Source organism: Pseudoalteromonas sp. MT33b (assembly GCF_014117385.1).
GTDB lineage: Bacteria > Pseudomonadota > Gammaproteobacteria > Enterobacterales > Alteromonadaceae > Pseudoalteromonas > Pseudoalteromonas lipolytica.
Genome location: NZ_CP059831.1, coordinates 3133056 through 3150279, shown reverse-complemented (window position 1 = coordinate 3150279; position 17224 = coordinate 3133056). Strand labels below are relative to the sequence as shown.

Here is a 17224-nt window from a genome sequence, read left to right as displayed (position 1 = left end):
CTCCCACGTGTGAGATGAGTATCACTTGTAGGAAGGGCTTTAGCCGTGAATCTTATAAAAGATGTTGCTACGCAAACGCGCCATGCAAGCATAACGCCTACGGTTTAATGTAGGCGTGAAATTTATTTCGCGCGAAGGTGCTTTACAGCTCGCAGCTCGTATCTCGGTTCTCGCATCTTGTTATTCTCGCTTTACCTTGGCGGTCGGTGGTATATTCTCTTTGGTAGGTAATAAAACCGTTTAGGTAGATAATTATGGCAAAAGATAGATACGCGCCAAAAGCGCTTGGCGATATTATGGCTGGCTTGAGTGGCCGTCTTGCGTCGTATGCTGGAAAAACGCAAGGTCTTTCGAGCCAACAAGCTATTCTTGATGAGTTTTTAGGGGAAATACTGTCTAAAAAATGCCGCGTAAGTAACTATCGTGATGGTACGTTAATGATCGAAGCTGTTTCTGCGCCTATTGCGCTGCGTTTAAATTATTTAAAAATGGATATGCTTTCGCACTTTCGTGCTGCGGGTATGGCAGAGCTCGGGCAAATTAAAATAACAGCGAATCCGCAAGCAACCCAACGTTTATCAGCCTCACCAAAACACGACAATAAACCCGTTTCTAAGCGCAAAATGAGCGAGCAAACAGCTGATTACTTAACGGCTATCGCCGCTGATGCACCGCCATCGCTGAAAGAAAAACTTGAGCGCTTGGCATTGCACGGGCGAAAGAAGTAACTTGTAGGCGTGAAATTTATTTCGCGCGAAGGTTTATAATAGAAATTAGAAGTTAGATATTAGAAGTTAGAAATTAGAAATTAGAAGTTAGATATTAGATATTAGATATTAGAAGTTAGATATTAGAAGTTAGATATTAGAAGTTAGATCACGCAGCTTGCTTGAGATTAAAGTGGATTTATTTTGTTCTAACCACTAACCACTAACCACTAACCACTAACCACTAACCACTAACCACTAACCACTAACCACTAACCACTAACCACTAACCAAATCGCCTTTTTTCACCCCACATCTTGATTTTATTTCGAATGTCGCCATATCTATCGGGTGGTTTAATTTTCGTGTTTTTTTGCGGGGTTAAACTAAAGTTTACGGCTGATTTTTAAATTTTCTTGCTGAAATTCCATATCTTCACGCTGAGATGGTTTGATGTTGCGCAGACTCTGGTATGATAGCGCACGAAATAAGCGGTGTTTTGAACAGCGTACAGATAAATTGTTAATTAATATGCTCTACATCATAAGCATAAGCGCATATTAATTATCAATTGTAGAAAGTGGGTTAGCTAACGAGTAGCTAACAAAGAATATATTGTAACGGTTTTATCATGATATCTAATTTATTTACCAAGATTTTTGGTAGTCGCAATGACCGCACTATTAAAAACCTAAGAAAGACGGTCGCACTGATCAATGCGCTTGAAACGCAATTAGAAGCGCTTTCTGATGAAGATCTAAAAGCAAAAACAGCAGAATTTAGAGAGCGTTACGATAACGGACAAAGCCTAGATGATATTCTACCAGAAGCATTTGCTGTGGTACGTGAAGCATCTAAGCGTGTAAATGGCATGCGTCATTTCGACGTGCAGCTACTAGGTGGTATGGTATTACACCAAGGCCGTATCGCAGAAATGCGTACCGGTGAAGGTAAAACACTAACGGCAACATTGCCTGCATACCTGCGTGGTTTAACGGGTAAAGGTGTTCATGTTATTACCGTGAACGACTACCTTGCAAAGCGTGACGCAGAAACCAACCGTCCATTATTTGAATTCCTTGGCCTAACCGTAGGCTGTAATGTGCCAGGCATGATGCCACAGCAAAAGAAAGTGGCTTACAGCGCCGACATTACTTACGGTACAAATAACGAATTTGGCTTTGATTATCTTCGCGATAACATGGCATTTAGCATTGACGAGCGTGTTCAACGCCCACTTTACTACGCTGTAGTGGATGAGGTGGATTCAATCCTAATCGATGAAGCGCGTACGCCGCTTATTATCTCAGGCCCGGCTGAAGACAGCTCTGAGCTTTACATCGAAATCAACAAGATTGTGCCAGAACTTGAGCTGCAAGAAAAAGAAGACGAAGAAGGCGTTGAAGGTGACGGCGACTTTACTATCGATGAAAAGTCTAAGCAGGTTCATTTAACTGAGCGTGGCCAAATTAAGGTTGAAGAACTACTGATTGAGCGTGGCTTAATCGAAGAAGGTGATTCACTTTATTCAGCTTCAAGTATCACATTATTAAGCCATGTTTACGCAGCATTGCGTGCGCACAAGCTTTATCAAAAAGATGTTGATTACGTTGTTAAAGAAAACGAAGTAATTATCGTTGATGAGCACACAGGCCGTACAATGGAAGGCCGTCGTTGGTCAGAAGGCTTACACCAAGCTGTTGAAGCAAAAGAAGGTGTACGCATTCAAAACGAAAACCAAACATTGGCATCAATCACATTCCAAAACTACTTCCGTTTATACGACACGTTAGCGGGTATGACGGGTACAGCAGACACAGAAGCGTTTGAGTTCCAGTCTATTTATGGTTTAGACACGGTTGTAATGCCAACCAATAAACCGATGATCCGTGATGACCGTGCCGATCTTGTGTATTTAACACAAGAAGAAAAGTATGAAGCCATCCTTGCCGATATTAAAGACTGTCAAGAACGTGGTCAGCCAGTACTTGTGGGTACTATTTCTATCGAAAGTTCTGAGTACTTATCGCAATTTTTACGTAAAGAAAAAATTAAGCACAATGTACTTAATGCTAAATTCCACGCGCAAGAAGCCGACATTGTTGCTGACGCGGGCTTACCTGGCACAGTAACGATTGCCACTAACATGGCCGGTCGTGGTACCGATATCGTGTTAGGTGGTAACTGGCACAGCGAAATTGAAAAGCTAGAAAACCCAACTGATGAGCAAATCAAAACGATTAAAGAAGAGTGGCAAAAGCGCCATGATGCAGTAATCGAAGCAGGTGGTTTACACATCATTGGTACTGAGCGTCACGAGTCGCGCCGTATCGATAACCAGTTACGTGGTCGTTCAGGTCGTCAAGGTGACGCAGGTTCGAGCCGTTTCTACTTATCAATGGATGATGCGTTAATGCGTATCTTCGCGGGTGAGCGCATGACTAACATGATGCGTAAACTGGGCATGCAACGTGGCGAAGCAATTGAGCACCCTTGGGTTAACCGTGCAATCGAAAACGCACAACGTAAAGTTGAAGCGCGTAACTTCGACGTACGTAAACAACTTCTTGAGTACGATGATGTCGCAAACGACCAACGTCGCGTAGTTTACTCGCAGCGTAACGAACTACTTGAAGAAGGCGATATTTCAGAAACTATCACTGCAATCCGCAGCGATGTTCTTAATGGCATGATTGACCAATACATTGCACCGCAAAGCTTAGCGGAAATGTGGGATATTCCAGGCCTAGAAGAACGCTTAAAGCAAGATTTCTTAATTGAGCTACCAATTTCACAATGGCTAGCTGAGGACAGTAAACTTTACGAAGAAAAACTGCGTGAGCGTATTGAAGAAGCTGTTGAGCAAGCATACAAGCAAAAAGAAGAGATGGTAGGCGATTCAGTACTACGTCAATTCGAAAAAGCGATTATGCTACAAAGCCTAGACCAACACTGGAAAGATCACTTGGCTGCAATGGATCATCTTCGTCAAGGTATCCACTTACGTGGTTATGCACAGAAGAATCCGAAGCAAGAGTACAAGCGTGAATCATTCGAGCTATTCTCTGAAATGCTTGAAAACTTAAAAATCGACGTAGTGAGTATTTTAAGTAAGGTTCAAGTACGTGCAGAAGAAGATGTTGAAAAGGTAGAAGAGCAACATCGTCGTAGCGAAAATGCACCACGTGAATACCAACACGAAGAAGCTGAGCACATTGGCGGTGAAACGCCACAAGGTGCTGTAGTTAGCCACCGTGCAGAGCCTAAAGTAGGCCGTAATGAGCCGTGCCCATGTGGTTCAGGTCAAAAGTTTAAACAGTGTTGTGGTAAATTAAAGTAACCAAAACACTGGGATAAAAAGCGACGCTTGCGTCGCTTTTTTTATGATTGAGGAAATATAAAATGACTAAGAAAGTAGTGCATGTCGCAGTCGGTGTAATTTATAAAGACCAACAATTATTTATTTGTAAGCGCCCAGACGATAAACACCAAGGTGGCTTATGGGAGTTCCCTGGTGGCAAGGTCGAGCAGGGCGAAAGCGTGTTTGCAGCGTTACAACGTGAGCTGTTAGAAGAAGTAAACCTTACGGTTAATGGCAGTGATGAATTAATGGTTATCGAACACGATTACGGCGATAAATGTGTGCGTTTAGATGTTCATATAGTTGATAACTTTACAGGCGAAGCCCATGGCGCTGAGGGTCAGCAAGGTAAGTGGGTACCCATTAATGAGCTTGATGACTATGCGTTCCCAGCCGCCAACGTCGAAATAGTTGAAAAGATAAAGCAACGCTTTAAATAAGTAACGAGATAAATAAGCAACGAGCTGCGAATTTCGAGGTACGAGCTATACCGAGCTGGTTGTTTAATACCGCTGAACAGGTTTGCTTTTCGGCGTTAAAACGCCTCCCACGTGAGAGATGTGTATCACTTGTAGGAAGGGCTTTAGCCGTGAAAGGGTTATAAGCAACGAGCTGCGAAAAGCGAGATGCGAGCTAAGCCGTGAAGGTTGTTTGATATTGCTGAACAGGTTTGCTTTTTCGGCGTTAAAACACCTCCCACGAGTGTGATGTGTATCACTTGTAGGAAGGGCTTTAGCCGTGAATTTTATAAAAGATGTTGCTGCGCAAACGCGCCATGCAAGCATAACGCCTACGGTTTAATGTAGGCGTGAAATTTATTTCGCGCGAAGGGGTTATAAGCAACGAGCTGCGAAAAGCGAGATGCGAGCTAAACCGTGAAGGATGTTTAATACCGCTGAAAAGGTTTGCTTTTTCGGCGTTAAAACACCTCCTACGTGTGTAGTGTGCATCACTTGTAGGAAGGGCTTTAGCCGTGAAAGGGTTATAAGTTACGAGAAGCGAGATGCGAGCTTGTATAGTTAAAACGCCTCCCACGTGTGTAGTGTGTGTCACTTGTAGGAAGGGCTTTAGCCGTGAAAGGGTTATAAGCAACGAGCTGCGAGAAGCGAGATGTTGGATGTGAGCTAAACCGAGAAGGATGTTTAATACCGCTGAAAAGGTTTGCTTTCTCGGCGTTAAAACGCCTCCCACGTGTGAGATGTGTGTCACTTGTAGGAAGGGCTTTAGCCGTGAAAGGGTTATAAGCAACGAGCTGCGAAAAGCGAGATGCGAGCTAATGTAGGCGTGAAATTTATTTCGCGCGAAGGTGGCTAACCTCTAACCTCTAACCTCTAACCTCTATTTTCTATTTTCTATCTTTTAACCTCTAATTTTTTGTTTCATCGTTCAAATATGCAGCTCATCCCTTTTTGATAAAAATTGTTACATATTCGATTTTATTGTTTTGCATATGAGGTTTATTATGGGGGTAGCGAAAAACTACCTGCTATTATGGTTTTTCAATAGATACTTCAAAAACAATTAAGTACAGGACTCCCATGAAAAAAGTAACACTTACCGCTGCAAGTATTGCGCTTGCACTTGGTCTTGTTGGTTGTGGTGAAAAAGAACAAGAAATTAAAACACCTGCAACGGCAACCGTCACTGAAGCAAAAGCACCTTTAGATTCAGGTATTGAACTGGCGAACATGGACAAGTCTGTTCGTGCACAAGACGACTTTTACTATCACGTTAACGGTGAATGGCTAGAAAAAACAGAAATTCCAGGTGATAAATCAAACTACGGTTCATTCACTCAGCTTTATGATGATTCGCAAAAAGCGATGAAAGAAGTACTCGAAAAAGCCGCAGCAAATAAAAATGTTAAGCCAGGCTCTGACGAAGCTAAATTAGCTGCTTTCTATAACAGCTATATGGACGAAGCGGGCCGTGAAGCTGCGGGTATCAAACCATTAACGCCAATTCTTGAAAGTGTTGACGCAGTTAAGAATAAATCAGACCTCGTTACATTAATGGCTGAGTTACGTATTAAAGGCGGAAGCTTACCATTTGGTTGGTACGTAAATAACGACGCGAAAAACTCAAGCGAAAACGCGATGTATGTTTACCAATCAGGCCTAGGTTTACCTGACCGTGATTACTACTTAAAAGATGATGAAAAATTCACCAAGATCCGCGCAGCCTATGAAGCATACATTACTGCTATCTTAAGCAAAGCGGGTGTTGCTGATGCAGAAGCTGCTGCAAAAAATATCATCGCACTTGAAACAAGTATTGCAGATGCACAGTGGAGCCGCGTTGAAAGCCGTGATGCAACCAAATCTTATAACAAGATGAGCATTGCTGATGCGAATAAATTGACGGGTGAGTTCGATTTAGCTGCGTATTTTGATGCATCGGGCGTTAAAACCGACGACGTAATCGTTCGCCAGCCTAGCTACCTTGAAAAATTCGCAGGTATCTATAGCGATACTGATTTAGCAACATGGCAGAACTACCTTAAATTCCATTTTGTGAGCAATTACGCAGGTCTTTTAAATAAAGAGCTAGTAGACCTTAACTTTGATTTTTACAGCACAACACTTCGTGGTGTGACAGAGCAATCACCTCTGTGGAAAAAAGCAGTTGATGCGTCTAACGGTGTGTTAGGCGAAATTCTAGGTAAAGTATACGTTAAAGATAACTTCCCGCCTGAAGCAAAAGCGCGTATGGAAGAGCTGGTTGATAACGTAATTAAGGGCTACGCAGTTGCGATTGAAGGTCTTGAATGGATGAGCCCAGAAACGAAACTTGCTGCGAAAGAGAAGCTTGATAAGTTCACGCCTAAAATTGGTTATCCAGACAAGTGGAAAGACTACTCATCGCTTGAAATTAAAGGTGATGACCTCGTTGGTAACTACATTCGCTACAGCGAGTGGGAATTTGCAGACATGACTGCAAAAATAGGTAAGCCGGTAGACCGCTCTGAGTGGCACATGACACCACAAACGGTTAACGCTTACTACAATCCAGTGAATAACGAAATTGTATTCCCTGCAGCTATTTTACAACCGCCATTCTTTAACCTAGAAGCCGATGATGCAGTAAACTACGGTGCTATCGGTGCGGTAATCGGCCACGAACTAGGCCATGGTTTCGACGACCAAGGCGCAAAATATGATGGTGACGGTAACTTACGTAACTGGTGGAGCGAATCAGATCTTAAACAGTTTGAAGAGCGCACAGGTCAACTTGTTGCTCAGTACAATGAGTACAAGCCGTTTGAAGATGCAAGCGTAAATGGTGAGCTGACACTTGGTGAAAATATTGGTGACTTAGGTGGCTTAACAGTTGCTTATACAGCCTATCAATTATCACTGGGTGATGAAAAAGCGCCAGTGATTGACGGCTATACTGGCGAGCAACGTTTCTTTATGGGCTGGTCACAAATCTGGCGTCGTAAATATCGTGATGAAGAGTTACGTACCCGCCTAATGACAGACCCTCATTCACCAAGCCACTACCGTGTAATCGGTATTCTTTCAAACATGCCTGAGTTCTATGAGGCATTTGACGTGAAAGAAGGCGACAAAATGTATATCAAACCAGAAGATCGTGTGAAGATCTGGTAATAAACCACGGTTTGAAAAGAAGGCTCTGAGTGTTTGCTCAGAGCCTTTTTTGTATGTATATCATTGTAGGAGGTGTTTTAACGCCGAAGTATTTATGGTTATTGTATTTAATGTTCACGGTTAAAGCCGTTTCTATGTATATTTATCTTGATTCTGTTATATCTTTGGCTAGGTTTAATACAGTGAATGGAGGGTTATGGATGACCGCACATTATCAAAATCTAAGAAAACATAGGGTATCAATTCCCTTTCATTACTACAGTGTTACAACTTCAACTCTTGATAGAAACTGTTATTTTTCTGACTTTAATAATGCTCGAGTCTTAATTAATACCTTAAAGGCTATAGAAGATATTAAAACCAGAACAATTTGCTTCGTTGTAATGCCTGATCATCTACATTGGTTATTTCAGTTACAAGATAAAGTACCTTTAGCGACATTAATGAGAGAAGTTAAAGGGAAAAGTTCATATTTGATAAACAAGTCAGCAAGCCCAAAAAGAAAAATTTGGCAGCCAGGATATTATGATTCTTTGATCCGGAGTGAAGAGCATTTACGAGACGTATCGCGGTACATTATTGCAAACCCGTTGAGGGCTGGAATTGTTAAAAATGTGCGTGATTATCCTTATTGGGATTGTATCTATTTATAGTTAAATTTTACCATTCACGGCTAAAGCCGTTCCTACAGGAATTGTAGGAGGCGTTTTAACGCTGAAATGGTTATTGTGTTTTGTTCACGGCTAAAGCCGCTCCTACAGGTGTTGTAGGAGGCGTTTTAACACCGAAATGTTTATGGTTATTGTGTTTTGTTCACGGCTAAAGCCGTTCCTACAGGCGTTGTAGGAGACGTTTTAACGCCGAAATGGTTATTGTGTCATGTTCACGGCTAAAGCCGTTCCTACAGGCGTTGTAGGAGGCGTTTTAACGCCGAAATGTTTATGGTTATTATGTTTTGTTCACGGCTAAAGCCGTTCCTACAGGAATTGTAGGAGGCGTTTTAATGCTGAATTGTTTATGGTTGTTGTGTTTTGTTCACGGCTAAAGCCGTTCCTACAGGTGTTGTAGGAGGCGTTTTAACGCCGAATTGTTTATGGTTATTGTGTTTTGTTCACGGCTAAAGCCGTTCCTACAGAAATTGTAGGAGGCGTTTTAACGCCGAAATGGCTATAAAAAAAGCCGCATAATTTACAATAAGCGGCTTTTTATATTAAAAGAGACTTAAACCATAATCGCATCTTTTAGATACTGGAATAACTCTTTGTAACTCTTTGCCGGTTTTTCGGCTTTAACTTCTTTGGTTGCATTACGCACTAGTTGACGCATTTTTTGACGCTCAAGCGATGGATACTGCTCAATAGTCGGGTTGATTAAGTCATCACCTTGCTTGATCAAGTCATCACGAAGCTTTTCTATTTTATTCATTAATACGTCAGCTTGGTTATTCTTGTTCAGCATGATGTCAATCATGGCTTGAATTTCATCAACGTTTTCAGTGGTACGTAGTACTTTTGCAATATAGTTTAAGTTACGACGGTAAGCATCGCTTTTATCGCTAACTTTATCTGCAACGACGAGGGCCTCTTTAAGCTCGTCGTTTAATGGTAAGCGGTCGCGTTGCTTTTTAGCCATCCCTGCGATTTCAGCGCCAAGATCGTGATATTGCATTGCCTCACGCTTTAATTCGCTTTTTGATACGTAAATAATTTCTTCTTCAATTGCAGGCTTTTTCTTCTTCGCCATAAGGATGCTCATCCGGTAAACTTAACTATTCACTATTATACGCCATTTAGTTAATGATTAATATTAGCTGATGCACGTCTCGCAGTGTGTTAGCATTCGCTACACTATAAAAAATATCATAGCCTAGGACACCGAAGATGAAAGATCCTATTTATCAACATATTTCACAAGTGAAAGATGCCGTAAGCGAAGTTCTTGAGCATGCTAAAAAGCTCGGAGCAACCGCTGCAGAAGCTGCAATGTCGAGCACGTCAGGTTTGTCTGTTAGCACGCGAATGGGAGAAGTTGAAACAATAGAGTTTAACCAAGATGGTGGCTTAGGTATCAGTGTGTATGTGGGTAATAATAAAGGCTCGGCATCAACCGCCGACTTAAACCCAAAAACGTTACGTACTGTGGTCGAAAAAGCGATTGATATTGCTAAGTTCACATCTGACGATCCATTCAACGGTATTGCCGACAAAGAACTACTTGAATTTGCACCACAAGATTTAGATTTATATCACCCGTGGGATGTCAGCCCAGATCAAGGTATTGAGTTGTGTCATCAAGCAGAGCAGGCCGCATTAAATGCTGATGAGCGCATTGTAAATTCTGATGGTGCGAGCTTTTCGTCTCACCAAGGGCTTCGCGTATATGGTAACAGCCATGGCATGATTGCTGGTTACCCGCGTACTCGCCACAGTATAAGCACCATGGTGATTGGCAAAGAAGGTGAGCAAATGCAGCGTGACTCTGCATACACTGTTGCTCGCCATAAAGACGATTTAAACGATGCTGCAAAAGTGGGTCTTGAAGCGGCTACAGAAACACTCGCTAAACTCAATAGTCAAAAACTCGGTACCATGAAAGTGCCCGTTATTTTTAGAGCAGATATTGCCAACTCGTTGTTTGGCCATTTAGTGTCGGCGATTGGCGGTGGTGCACTTTATCGTAAATCGAGCTTTTTACTCGATAGTTTAGGCACCAAAGTGTTCAGCGATTGTGTGAATATTTCTGAGCGTCCGCATTTATTAAAAGGCCTTGCTTCATCACCGTTTGATGCGGAAGGCTTAAAAACAGTCGACCGTGAAATTATTCAAGGCGGTGAGCTGCAAACTTACCTATTAGCAAGCTATGCGGCTCGTAAATTATCAATGGCACCAACCGGTCATGCGGGCGGGATCCACAACTGGTTAGTTGAGCAAACGCACGCTGATTTAAAAGCGCTGTTAAACACCATGGGCACCGGCTTATTAGTCACAGAACTCATGGGACAGGGGGTCAACACGGTAACAGGTGATTACTCGCGCGGCGCAGCGGGCTATTGGGTAGAAAACGGCGAGATTCAATACCCTGTCAGCGAGATAACAATCGCAGGCAACCTTAAAGATATGTTTAAAGCGGTTGTCGGGCTGGGTGGCGATATTGAGCGTCGTGGCGGGATTCAAACGGGCTCAGTGCTAATTGAACAAATGCAGATAGCAGGAAGCTAACACGCAACGAAGCATCATAAAGCCTCACTTAATAAAGTGGGGCTTTTTTATTAAAAAATGCTTTACCTCAACTAAACTTTAGGTTTTATCGTACTGGCAGTTTCATAATTTAAAAGGAAATTCGCTATGCATTTAGAACACATAAACCTAGTCGTAAGTAATGTTGACGCCATGCTGCATTTTTATAAAGCCGCGTTCCCTCATTGGCGAGTAAGAAGCCAAGGCGACAGCACCTGGTCTGGAAAGCCGCGTAAATGGCTGCACTTTGGTGATGATTACCAGTACATTGCATTCAGCGATAATGGTGAAGATGAAAATCGCGATTTATCGGGCCATCAAGTGGGCCTTGCTCACTTTGCTTATGTGACACACGATATTAATGCCGTGATTGAACGCCTTGTAGATGCAGGCTACGAAGTGGATAAATTAGGCCCTGAAAACCCTTACCGAAAAAACGTGTATTTTATTGACCCCGCAGGCTTTGAAGTCGAGTTTGTCGAATATTTCAGTGACATCCCAAGTGAAAGAAATAATGATCTTTAGCGATGAAAAAACGAGAGCGAAGTACGAGCGAAATAAGTAACGAGTTACGAAAAGCGAGATGCGAGCTAAACCGTGAAGGGTGTTTAATGTCGCTGAAAAGGTTCGCTTTTTCGGCGTTAAAACGCCTCCCACGAGTGTAGTGTGTATCTTTTGTAGGAGGCTTTAGCCGTGAAAGGGTTATAGGTAACGAGCTGCGAAAAGCGAGATGCGAGCTAAATCGAGATGGTTGTTAATACCGCTTAAAAGGTTTGCTTTTTCGGCGTTAAAACGCCTCCCACGAGTGTGATGTGTGTCACTTGTAGGAGGGGCTTTAGCCGTGAAAGGGTGTAAGCAACGAGTGACGAATTACGAGATTCGAGCTATACGGTGAAGGGTGTTTAATGTCGTTGAAAATGTTTGCTTTTCGGCGTTAAAACGCCTCCCACGTGTGAGGTGTATATCACTTGTAGGAGGGGCTTTAGCCGTGAATTTTATAAAAGACGTTGCTGCGCAAACGCGCCATGCAAGCATAACGCCTACGGTTTAATGTAGGCGTGAAATTTATTTCGCGTGAAGAGGTTCTAAGCAACGAGCTGCGAAAAGCGAGATGCGAGCTTGTATAGTTAAAACGCCTCCCTCGTGTGTGATGTGTGTCACTTGTAGGAGGGGCTTTAGCCGTAAATTTTATAAAAGACGTTGCTGCGCAAACGCGCCATGCAAGCATAACGCCTACGGTTTAATGTAGGCGTGAAATTTATTTCGCGTGAAGAGGTTGTAAGCAACGAGCTGCGAAAAGCGAGATGCGAGCTTGTATAGTTAAAACGCCTCCCACGTGTGAGATGTGTGTCACTTGTAGGAGGGGCTTTAGCCGTGAATTTTATAAAGAGACGTTGCTGCACAAACGCGCCATGCAAGCATAACGCCTACGGTTTAATGTAGGCGTGAAATTTATTTCGCGTGAAGAGGTTGTAAGCAACGAGCTGCGAAAAGCGAGATGCGAGCTTGTATAGTTAAAACGCCTCCCACGTGTGAAATGTGTATCACTTGTAGGAGGGGCTTTAGCCGTGAATTTTATAAAGAGACGTTGCTGCGCAAACGCGCCATGCAAGCATAACGCCTACGGTTTAAGGTAGGCGTGAAATTTATTTCGCGCGAAGGGGTTATAAGTAACGAGTTACGAAGTACGAGATGCGAGCTAAACCGTGAAGGGTGTTTAATGTCGCTGAAAAGGTTCGCTTTTTCGGCGTTAAAACGCCTCCCACGTGTGAAATGTGTATCACTTGTAGGAGGGGCTTTAGCCGTGAATTTTATAAAAGACGTTGCTGTGCAAACGTGCCATGTAAACATAACGCCTACGGTTTAAGGTAGGCGTGAAATTTATTGTGCGCGAAGGGGTTTCGCAACTCGTATTTCGTCATTGCACTCTATTCATTTCTTTCCAACTGGCTTTTAGGCTGTTGGCAAAGCTGATGAACTTTTCTTTCATGGTGCGTTTGACTTTAATCTCTACTGAGCCTAGCCAAACATTACCTTCAATCGTAATTGTGGGGCCTTGCCCTTTATTGAGTGCAACCGATTTATTTTCAACGCTACCAACCACACTAAACAATTTTGACACTACATTTACATGTTCTGGCACGTAGATTTCGTCGCTGCCTAAAATACAGTTTACGTAGATGGTGACATGCTGGTGCTGAAAAACGGCTTCACTAAAGTCTAATTCAATTGAGCCTAAACAGTTCGTTAGGTGAATTTCTTTCGGGACTAGCCATTGGCCGCTGCGCTCGTTGGAACCTAAAATACTGCGTAGTTGCAGGCTTTCTGCATCGCTACCATGTGCATAGTGAGGCTTAAACTGCACGTGTTTATGTGACTTGTAGTCAATATCTGCTGTTAACTCTAAGTCAGCAACCAGCTCAATTAACACCTCATTGCTGGTGGCTTCCATTGCTTGGTCTAGTCTTCGTTCAAATGCTTCTGCTGAAATAACTGCATGACTGTAGTTATAGATAAGTTGATCGATTACTTCTTCTCTTACTTGCTCGATGGGGCGATCTTCGAGTTTGACGGCCATGATAATTCCCTGTTGAGTTTTAAAGTTATGTTAATCACAAAGCAAAGTGTAGGCCAAAAATTATTTTATTAATATTCATTGGCTTATGTTTTTTGGTGTGGGCTTTCATTCGTTAAATTAACCATAGATTAATAAGATTGACAATTAATTAGTCATTTTTATAACAGAGTGAACTTCTTACCGAATTGTCTGTAAATAATTACCGAAACGAATATAAACCATGGCTGAATATCGGTTTAACTTATTGAATAATATAAAAATAAAAAGTTGGCATCGTAGTCGCATTAGTTATCTCGTCTTTAATCAAAAGGAGAAAGATTATGAATACATTCAACAAGACTATGATTGCTGCGTTAGTAATTGGTGCAACAAGTATGAGTGCTCAGGCAAGCAACTGGGAAAATGAAAGTAAAGATGCTTGGATTGATGGTAAGGCAGAAACTGTGCTTCTTATGAACACTAACCTAAATAATTTTGATATCAACACAGACGTAAAAAACGGCAAAGTTGTATTAACCGGTAAAGTTGATAGTGAATTAGACAAAGAGTTAGCCGAAGAGCTTGTACTTAGCCTAGACGGTGTAACTGCTGTTGATAACAAATTAACGGTTGTGAAAAACATGAAGTCTAAGGCCACGAGTGCAGATAAAGGTGACTCAGTAGAAAGTGACTTAACTGATGCGAAGATCAGTACAGTGATCACCACACGTTATTTATTTAACTCTGAAGTAGGCGGCACTGATATTGATGTCGATACAGATAAAGGCGTTGTTACATTAAAAGGTACGGTTAAGTCAGATGCAGAAAAGCAATTAGCAGTGAGCATTGCTGAAAATGCTGAAGATGTGCGTAAAGTCATCGATGAACTTAAGATTGTTGCTGAATAATAGCACGCCCTATAGCCCAGCTTTGGCTGGGCTTATCTTTTTCAAGGAGTGAGTTATGGATTTAATACGCATTATTTTCTCGGTTTTAATTCCGCCTCTTGGCGTATTTTTACAGGTAGGTTTAGGGGCACAATTCTGGATTAATATTATTTTAACCTTATTAGGGTACATTCCAGGTTTGATTCATGCTGTGTATATTATCGGTAAGCGATAATAATCACGGTTCAAAGGAATGAGTGTACGGCAAGGAAATGCACACGTAATAATGGATGACAACACTGCAAGGAGATTTACAGTATGGAAAATGTAACACAGCACAAAGGACAGCAAGGAAGTAACAAGGCGTTATGGACAAGCGCACAATGGCAACGCTTTATGGATAAAGTGAAAGGATAAACACCAAGGATTTTGGTTTAGGCTAGGAGCCAAATATGGATGAAGCTAGCGTAAGGAGGTGACAAAATGGAACAAGTACAAGCGCAATTATTACACGGACTGAACAACAAGGGAGTTGCTACATGGAATGAGCAACAGTGGCAACTATTTATGGAACTTACTAAAGCGGTTACGCCACAGGTAACAAGGAAGGCTGACGATAAAAACCCGATGTCATCTTCAGGTGACATCGGGTTTTTAATTACATCTGCAATCTATCTCAATACCAATTCAAATCAGTGTGAATGATTTAGACCTGTCGTTTGCAGCGTTAAAAATTTCTTATTGACGACTGCATGGTGCCTGATTTGTTACTTATGATAAGTAGCAAGAACACACACCTAGAACAATTCAATGACTAATCACAACTTAAATTGATTAACCGTTTTATTAAGTGAAATAGCTAGCTCATTGAGATCGCGTGCTTCGTCTGCTAACTCATGTGCATGATCTGCTGTGCTATTTACTAAATGGTTAATTGCCGCGAGGCTATTATTAATGTCCTCAGCAACCACCGTTTGTTGCTCAGTTGAGGTCGCAATTTGATGACTCTGGTCTTGTACATTCGTCACTGAGCCTGCAATATCTTGCAGTGCTTGCAGTACAATTTGAGTTTGCTCTACAGAGCCTTCTGCACGCTCTTGACCCTGCTGCATCATGGTGGATGCTTTTTGAGCTATTTGCTGTAACCGCGTGATCATATTACGAATATCATCGGTCGACTCTTGTGTACGACTTGCCAGTGAGCGTACTTCATCAGCAACCACCGCAAAGCCTCGCCCTTGCTCACCTGCACGCGCCGCTTCAATGGCTGCATTGAGTGCCAGTAAATTGGTTTGTTCTGCAATTGAGTTGATTACATCGACAACAGCGCCAATATTGCCGCTTTCTTGCTCAAGCCCAGCAACAACTTTAGATGCCTCACCGATGTGGCTGGCAAGTGCGGTCATCACCGATTGCGCCTGCGTTGAACGCTTGGTGCCATCGGCTGTAATGCTTTGCACTTCTTCGGCTGCATTGTTGGTGTGTTGCGCATTTCGCGAAATTTCGAGTACCGTAGAGGCCATTTCTGTTACTGCGGCGCTAACACTGTCAACTTGTTGTTTCTCTTGCTGAATTTCGTCGTTGGTCTTTTTAGAGACGATTTTAAGCTGTGAAGCCGCTTGGCTTAACTGCTCAGCTTGGGCTGCTGTATTAAGCATCATGGCGCGTAATTTATCGATAAAGGTATTCATGTGGTGAGCGAGCTGACCAACTTCATCTTGACTCTTTATTTCGATTTTTTGGGTTAAATCACCATCACCTGAAGCAATATCACGCATGATATAAGTAAGTTTTGTCAGTGGTTTAGTGATCATTTGCGTAGCCCAGAAGATCATCGCAATAATAATCGCTAAAATGATGATCACAGAGGTCGTTGTTGTCATGACTGCATCATGTACTGGCTCTTCGATCATGCTGGTTGGTATTAAAATACCCACATACCAATCAAGGTATGGGCTTTCTAATTCAAGGCGGTTGTATACAACGTAATATTGCTCGCCTTTTAGGGTGACAAAACCACTGCCGTCTTTGTTGCTTTTCATGGTGCGGTTTAATTCGCTGAAGCCTGATGTGTCACTAAATTGTTTTTCGAGGGCATCAAGACCTTCTTTGCCGTTTGGACCTTCGTCTGTCACAGACAGTTTATGGTCGGTGCGCTTAGATAAGTGAACCACCTTTTGGTTGCCATCAAGTAAAAAGCCAAACCCTTGTCCGTTAAAGCGAATATCTTCAACCATGTCGTTGATATTGTTAAGTTGTAAATCAACCCCACCAAAACCAACCAGTTTGTTTTGTTTATTATAAACAGGTTGCTGTACTACAGCTGAGGCGTTGCCTGTGGTTAAATCAACAGAAATAGGACCAACATACAATTTGTTGATCTTTAAGGCATCTTGCCACCAGCCACGTTTATAAGCGTAATAAGGCTGGCCATTGTAGTGAGTGGTGCGTTCGTTTTCTTTAAAGTACTCACCGGTTGTCGCCGATGCGAAGAAGGCAGATAAAATATTGTCGTCGTTGCCACTAATACGTACAAAGTCTTGGTTAACGCTGTCGTATCCGGGTTGGTTCTCAAGGCTTTGATCGCGCTTGTTCCAATTATCAAACCAATTCACTAAGTGCGGATTGGTTACAAAGGTTTCAACTACTTTACCGTATTTGGCAAAGTAACTTTGCATTGAAAGCCGCTCACTTTGTAAGTAGCTATCCGCTTCGCGTTGGATAGCCTGACGTGATAGGTCAGCAATATGGCTCACAAAAAAACTAGACGCGATGATAAGTAATACACTTATCGTTCCGCCGATGAGTAATAATATTTTTTTACGTAAAGAAAGGTTATTTAACATAGGTGCACGTGTTTTTATT

Annotated in this window: 13 protein-coding genes; 10 read left to right on the top strand and 3 right to left on the bottom strand. The window is 42.3% G+C overall.

Going from position 1 to position 17224, the window contains the following annotated elements:
• The first annotated feature begins 254 nt into the window (after window positions 1-254).
• From H3302_RS14215 to H3302_RS14195, 5 genes are all read left to right on the top strand, one after another.
• Window positions 255-728, top strand: a complete 474-nt coding sequence (locus H3302_RS14215; RefSeq protein ID WP_075593942.1) for a DUF721 domain-containing protein — start codon at window positions 255-257, stop codon at window positions 726-728.
• Between the two features lie 610 nt (window positions 729-1338).
• Window positions 1339-4047: a preprotein translocase subunit SecA gene (secA, locus tag H3302_RS14210; protein WP_036973239.1), complete on the top strand. Its 2709-nt coding sequence runs from the start codon at window positions 1339-1341 to the stop codon at window positions 4045-4047.
• Between the two features lie 62 nt (window positions 4048-4109).
• Complete coding sequence (mutT, locus tag H3302_RS14205) at window positions 4110-4508, top strand: 8-oxo-dGTP diphosphatase MutT (protein ID WP_182395603.1); 399 nt, start codon at window positions 4110-4112, stop codon at window positions 4506-4508.
• Between the two features lie 1098 nt (window positions 4509-5606).
• The gene (locus H3302_RS14200) at window positions 5607-7679 is read left to right on the top strand and encodes a M13 family metallopeptidase (protein ID WP_182395601.1); all 2073 of its coding nucleotides are present in this window, start codon (window positions 5607-5609) and stop codon (window positions 7677-7679) included.
• Window positions 7680-7732: 53 nt separating this feature from the next.
• Window positions 7733-8332: an REP-associated tyrosine transposase gene (locus tag H3302_RS14195; RefSeq protein WP_083633657.1), complete on the top strand. Its 600-nt coding sequence runs from the start codon at window positions 7733-7735 to the stop codon at window positions 8330-8332.
• A gap of 568 nt (window positions 8333-8900) precedes the next feature.
• Here the strand turns inward: H3302_RS14195 and yjgA are convergent.
• Window positions 8901-9422: a ribosome biogenesis factor YjgA gene (yjgA, locus tag H3302_RS14190; RefSeq protein WP_036973236.1), complete on the bottom strand. Its 522-nt coding sequence runs from the start codon at window positions 9420-9422 to the stop codon at window positions 8901-8903.
• Between the two features lie 137 nt (window positions 9423-9559).
• Here yjgA and pmbA point away from each other — a divergent pair, with 137 nt between their 5' ends.
• Both pmbA and H3302_RS14180 read left to right on the top strand, forming a co-directional pair.
• Window positions 9560-10897, top strand: a complete 1338-nt coding sequence (pmbA, locus tag H3302_RS14185; RefSeq protein ID WP_182395599.1) for a metalloprotease PmbA — start codon at window positions 9560-9562, stop codon at window positions 10895-10897.
• A 126-nt stretch (window positions 10898-11023) separates the two neighbouring features.
• Window positions 11024-11440, top strand: a complete 417-nt coding sequence (locus H3302_RS14180) for a VOC family protein (protein ID WP_118844667.1) — start codon at window positions 11024-11026, stop codon at window positions 11438-11440.
• Between the two features lie 1393 nt (window positions 11441-12833).
• Here H3302_RS14180 and H3302_RS14175 read toward each other — a convergent pair.
• Window positions 12834-13493 carry a LiaF domain-containing protein gene (locus H3302_RS14175; RefSeq protein WP_065979377.1) on the bottom strand — a complete coding sequence of 220 codons (660 nt, stop codon included), beginning with the start codon at window positions 13491-13493 and terminating at the stop codon, window positions 12834-12836.
• 320 nt (window positions 13494-13813) lie between these two features.
• Here H3302_RS14175 and H3302_RS14170 point away from each other — a divergent pair, with 320 nt between their 5' ends.
• The 3 genes from H3302_RS14170 (at window position 13814) to H3302_RS14160 (ending at window position 15064) form a co-directional block, all read left to right on the top strand.
• Window positions 13814-14380 (top strand): BON domain-containing protein, encoded by a 567-nt coding sequence (locus H3302_RS14170; RefSeq protein WP_182395596.1) that lies wholly within the window; start codon window positions 13814-13816, stop codon window positions 14378-14380.
• 55 nt (window positions 14381-14435) lie between these two features.
• A complete protein-coding gene (locus tag H3302_RS14165) occupies window positions 14436-14594 on the top strand; it encodes a YqaE/Pmp3 family membrane protein (RefSeq protein WP_036973230.1) in 159 nt (52 codons plus the stop codon).
• Window positions 14595-14842: 248 nt separating this feature from the next.
• Window positions 14843-15064, top strand: a complete 222-nt coding sequence (locus tag H3302_RS14160) for a hypothetical protein (RefSeq protein ID WP_036973229.1) — start codon at window positions 14843-14845, stop codon at window positions 15062-15064.
• 113 nt (window positions 15065-15177) lie between these two features.
• Here H3302_RS14160 and H3302_RS14155 read toward each other — a convergent pair whose 3' ends face one another.
• Window positions 15178-17205, bottom strand: a complete 2028-nt coding sequence (locus H3302_RS14155; protein WP_075593945.1) for a methyl-accepting chemotaxis protein — start codon at window positions 17203-17205, stop codon at window positions 15178-15180.
• Window positions 17206-17224 lie beyond the last annotated feature (19 nt).

Bases quoted from the DNA above. Each gene is read 5' to 3' on its own strand.
- H3302_RS14215 (WP_075593942.1), top strand. From the start codon at position 255: ATGGCAAAAGATAGATACGCGCCAAAAGCGCTTGGCGATATTATGGCT.
- secA (WP_036973239.1), top strand. From the start codon at position 1,339: ATGATATCTAATTTATTTACCAAGATTTTTGGTAGTCGCAATGACCGC.
- mutT (WP_182395603.1), top strand. From the start codon at position 4,110: ATGACTAAGAAAGTAGTGCATGTCGCAGTCGGTGTAATTTATAAAGAC.
- H3302_RS14200 (WP_182395601.1), top strand. From the start codon at position 5,607: ATGAAAAAAGTAACACTTACCGCTGCAAGTATTGCGCTTGCACTTGGT.
- H3302_RS14195 (WP_083633657.1), top strand. From the start codon at position 7,733: ATGTATATCATTGTAGGAGGTGTTTTAACGCCGAAGTATTTATGGTTA.
- yjgA (WP_036973236.1), bottom strand. From the start codon at position 9,422: ATGGCGAAGAAGAAAAAGCCTGCAATTGAAGAAGAAATTATTTACGTA.
- pmbA (WP_182395599.1), top strand. From the start codon at position 9,560: ATGAAAGATCCTATTTATCAACATATTTCACAAGTGAAAGATGCCGTA.
- H3302_RS14180 (WP_118844667.1), top strand. From the start codon at position 11,024: ATGCATTTAGAACACATAAACCTAGTCGTAAGTAATGTTGACGCCATG.
- H3302_RS14175 (WP_065979377.1), bottom strand. From the start codon at position 13,493: ATGGCCGTCAAACTCGAAGATCGCCCCATCGAGCAAGTAAGAGAAGAA.
- H3302_RS14170 (WP_182395596.1), top strand. From the start codon at position 13,814: ATGAATACATTCAACAAGACTATGATTGCTGCGTTAGTAATTGGTGCA.
- H3302_RS14165 (WP_036973230.1), top strand. From the start codon at position 14,436: ATGGATTTAATACGCATTATTTTCTCGGTTTTAATTCCGCCTCTTGGC.
- H3302_RS14160 (WP_036973229.1), top strand. From the start codon at position 14,843: ATGGAACAAGTACAAGCGCAATTATTACACGGACTGAACAACAAGGGA.
- H3302_RS14155 (WP_075593945.1), bottom strand. From the start codon at position 17,205: ATGTTAAATAACCTTTCTTTACGTAAAAAAATATTATTACTCATCGGC.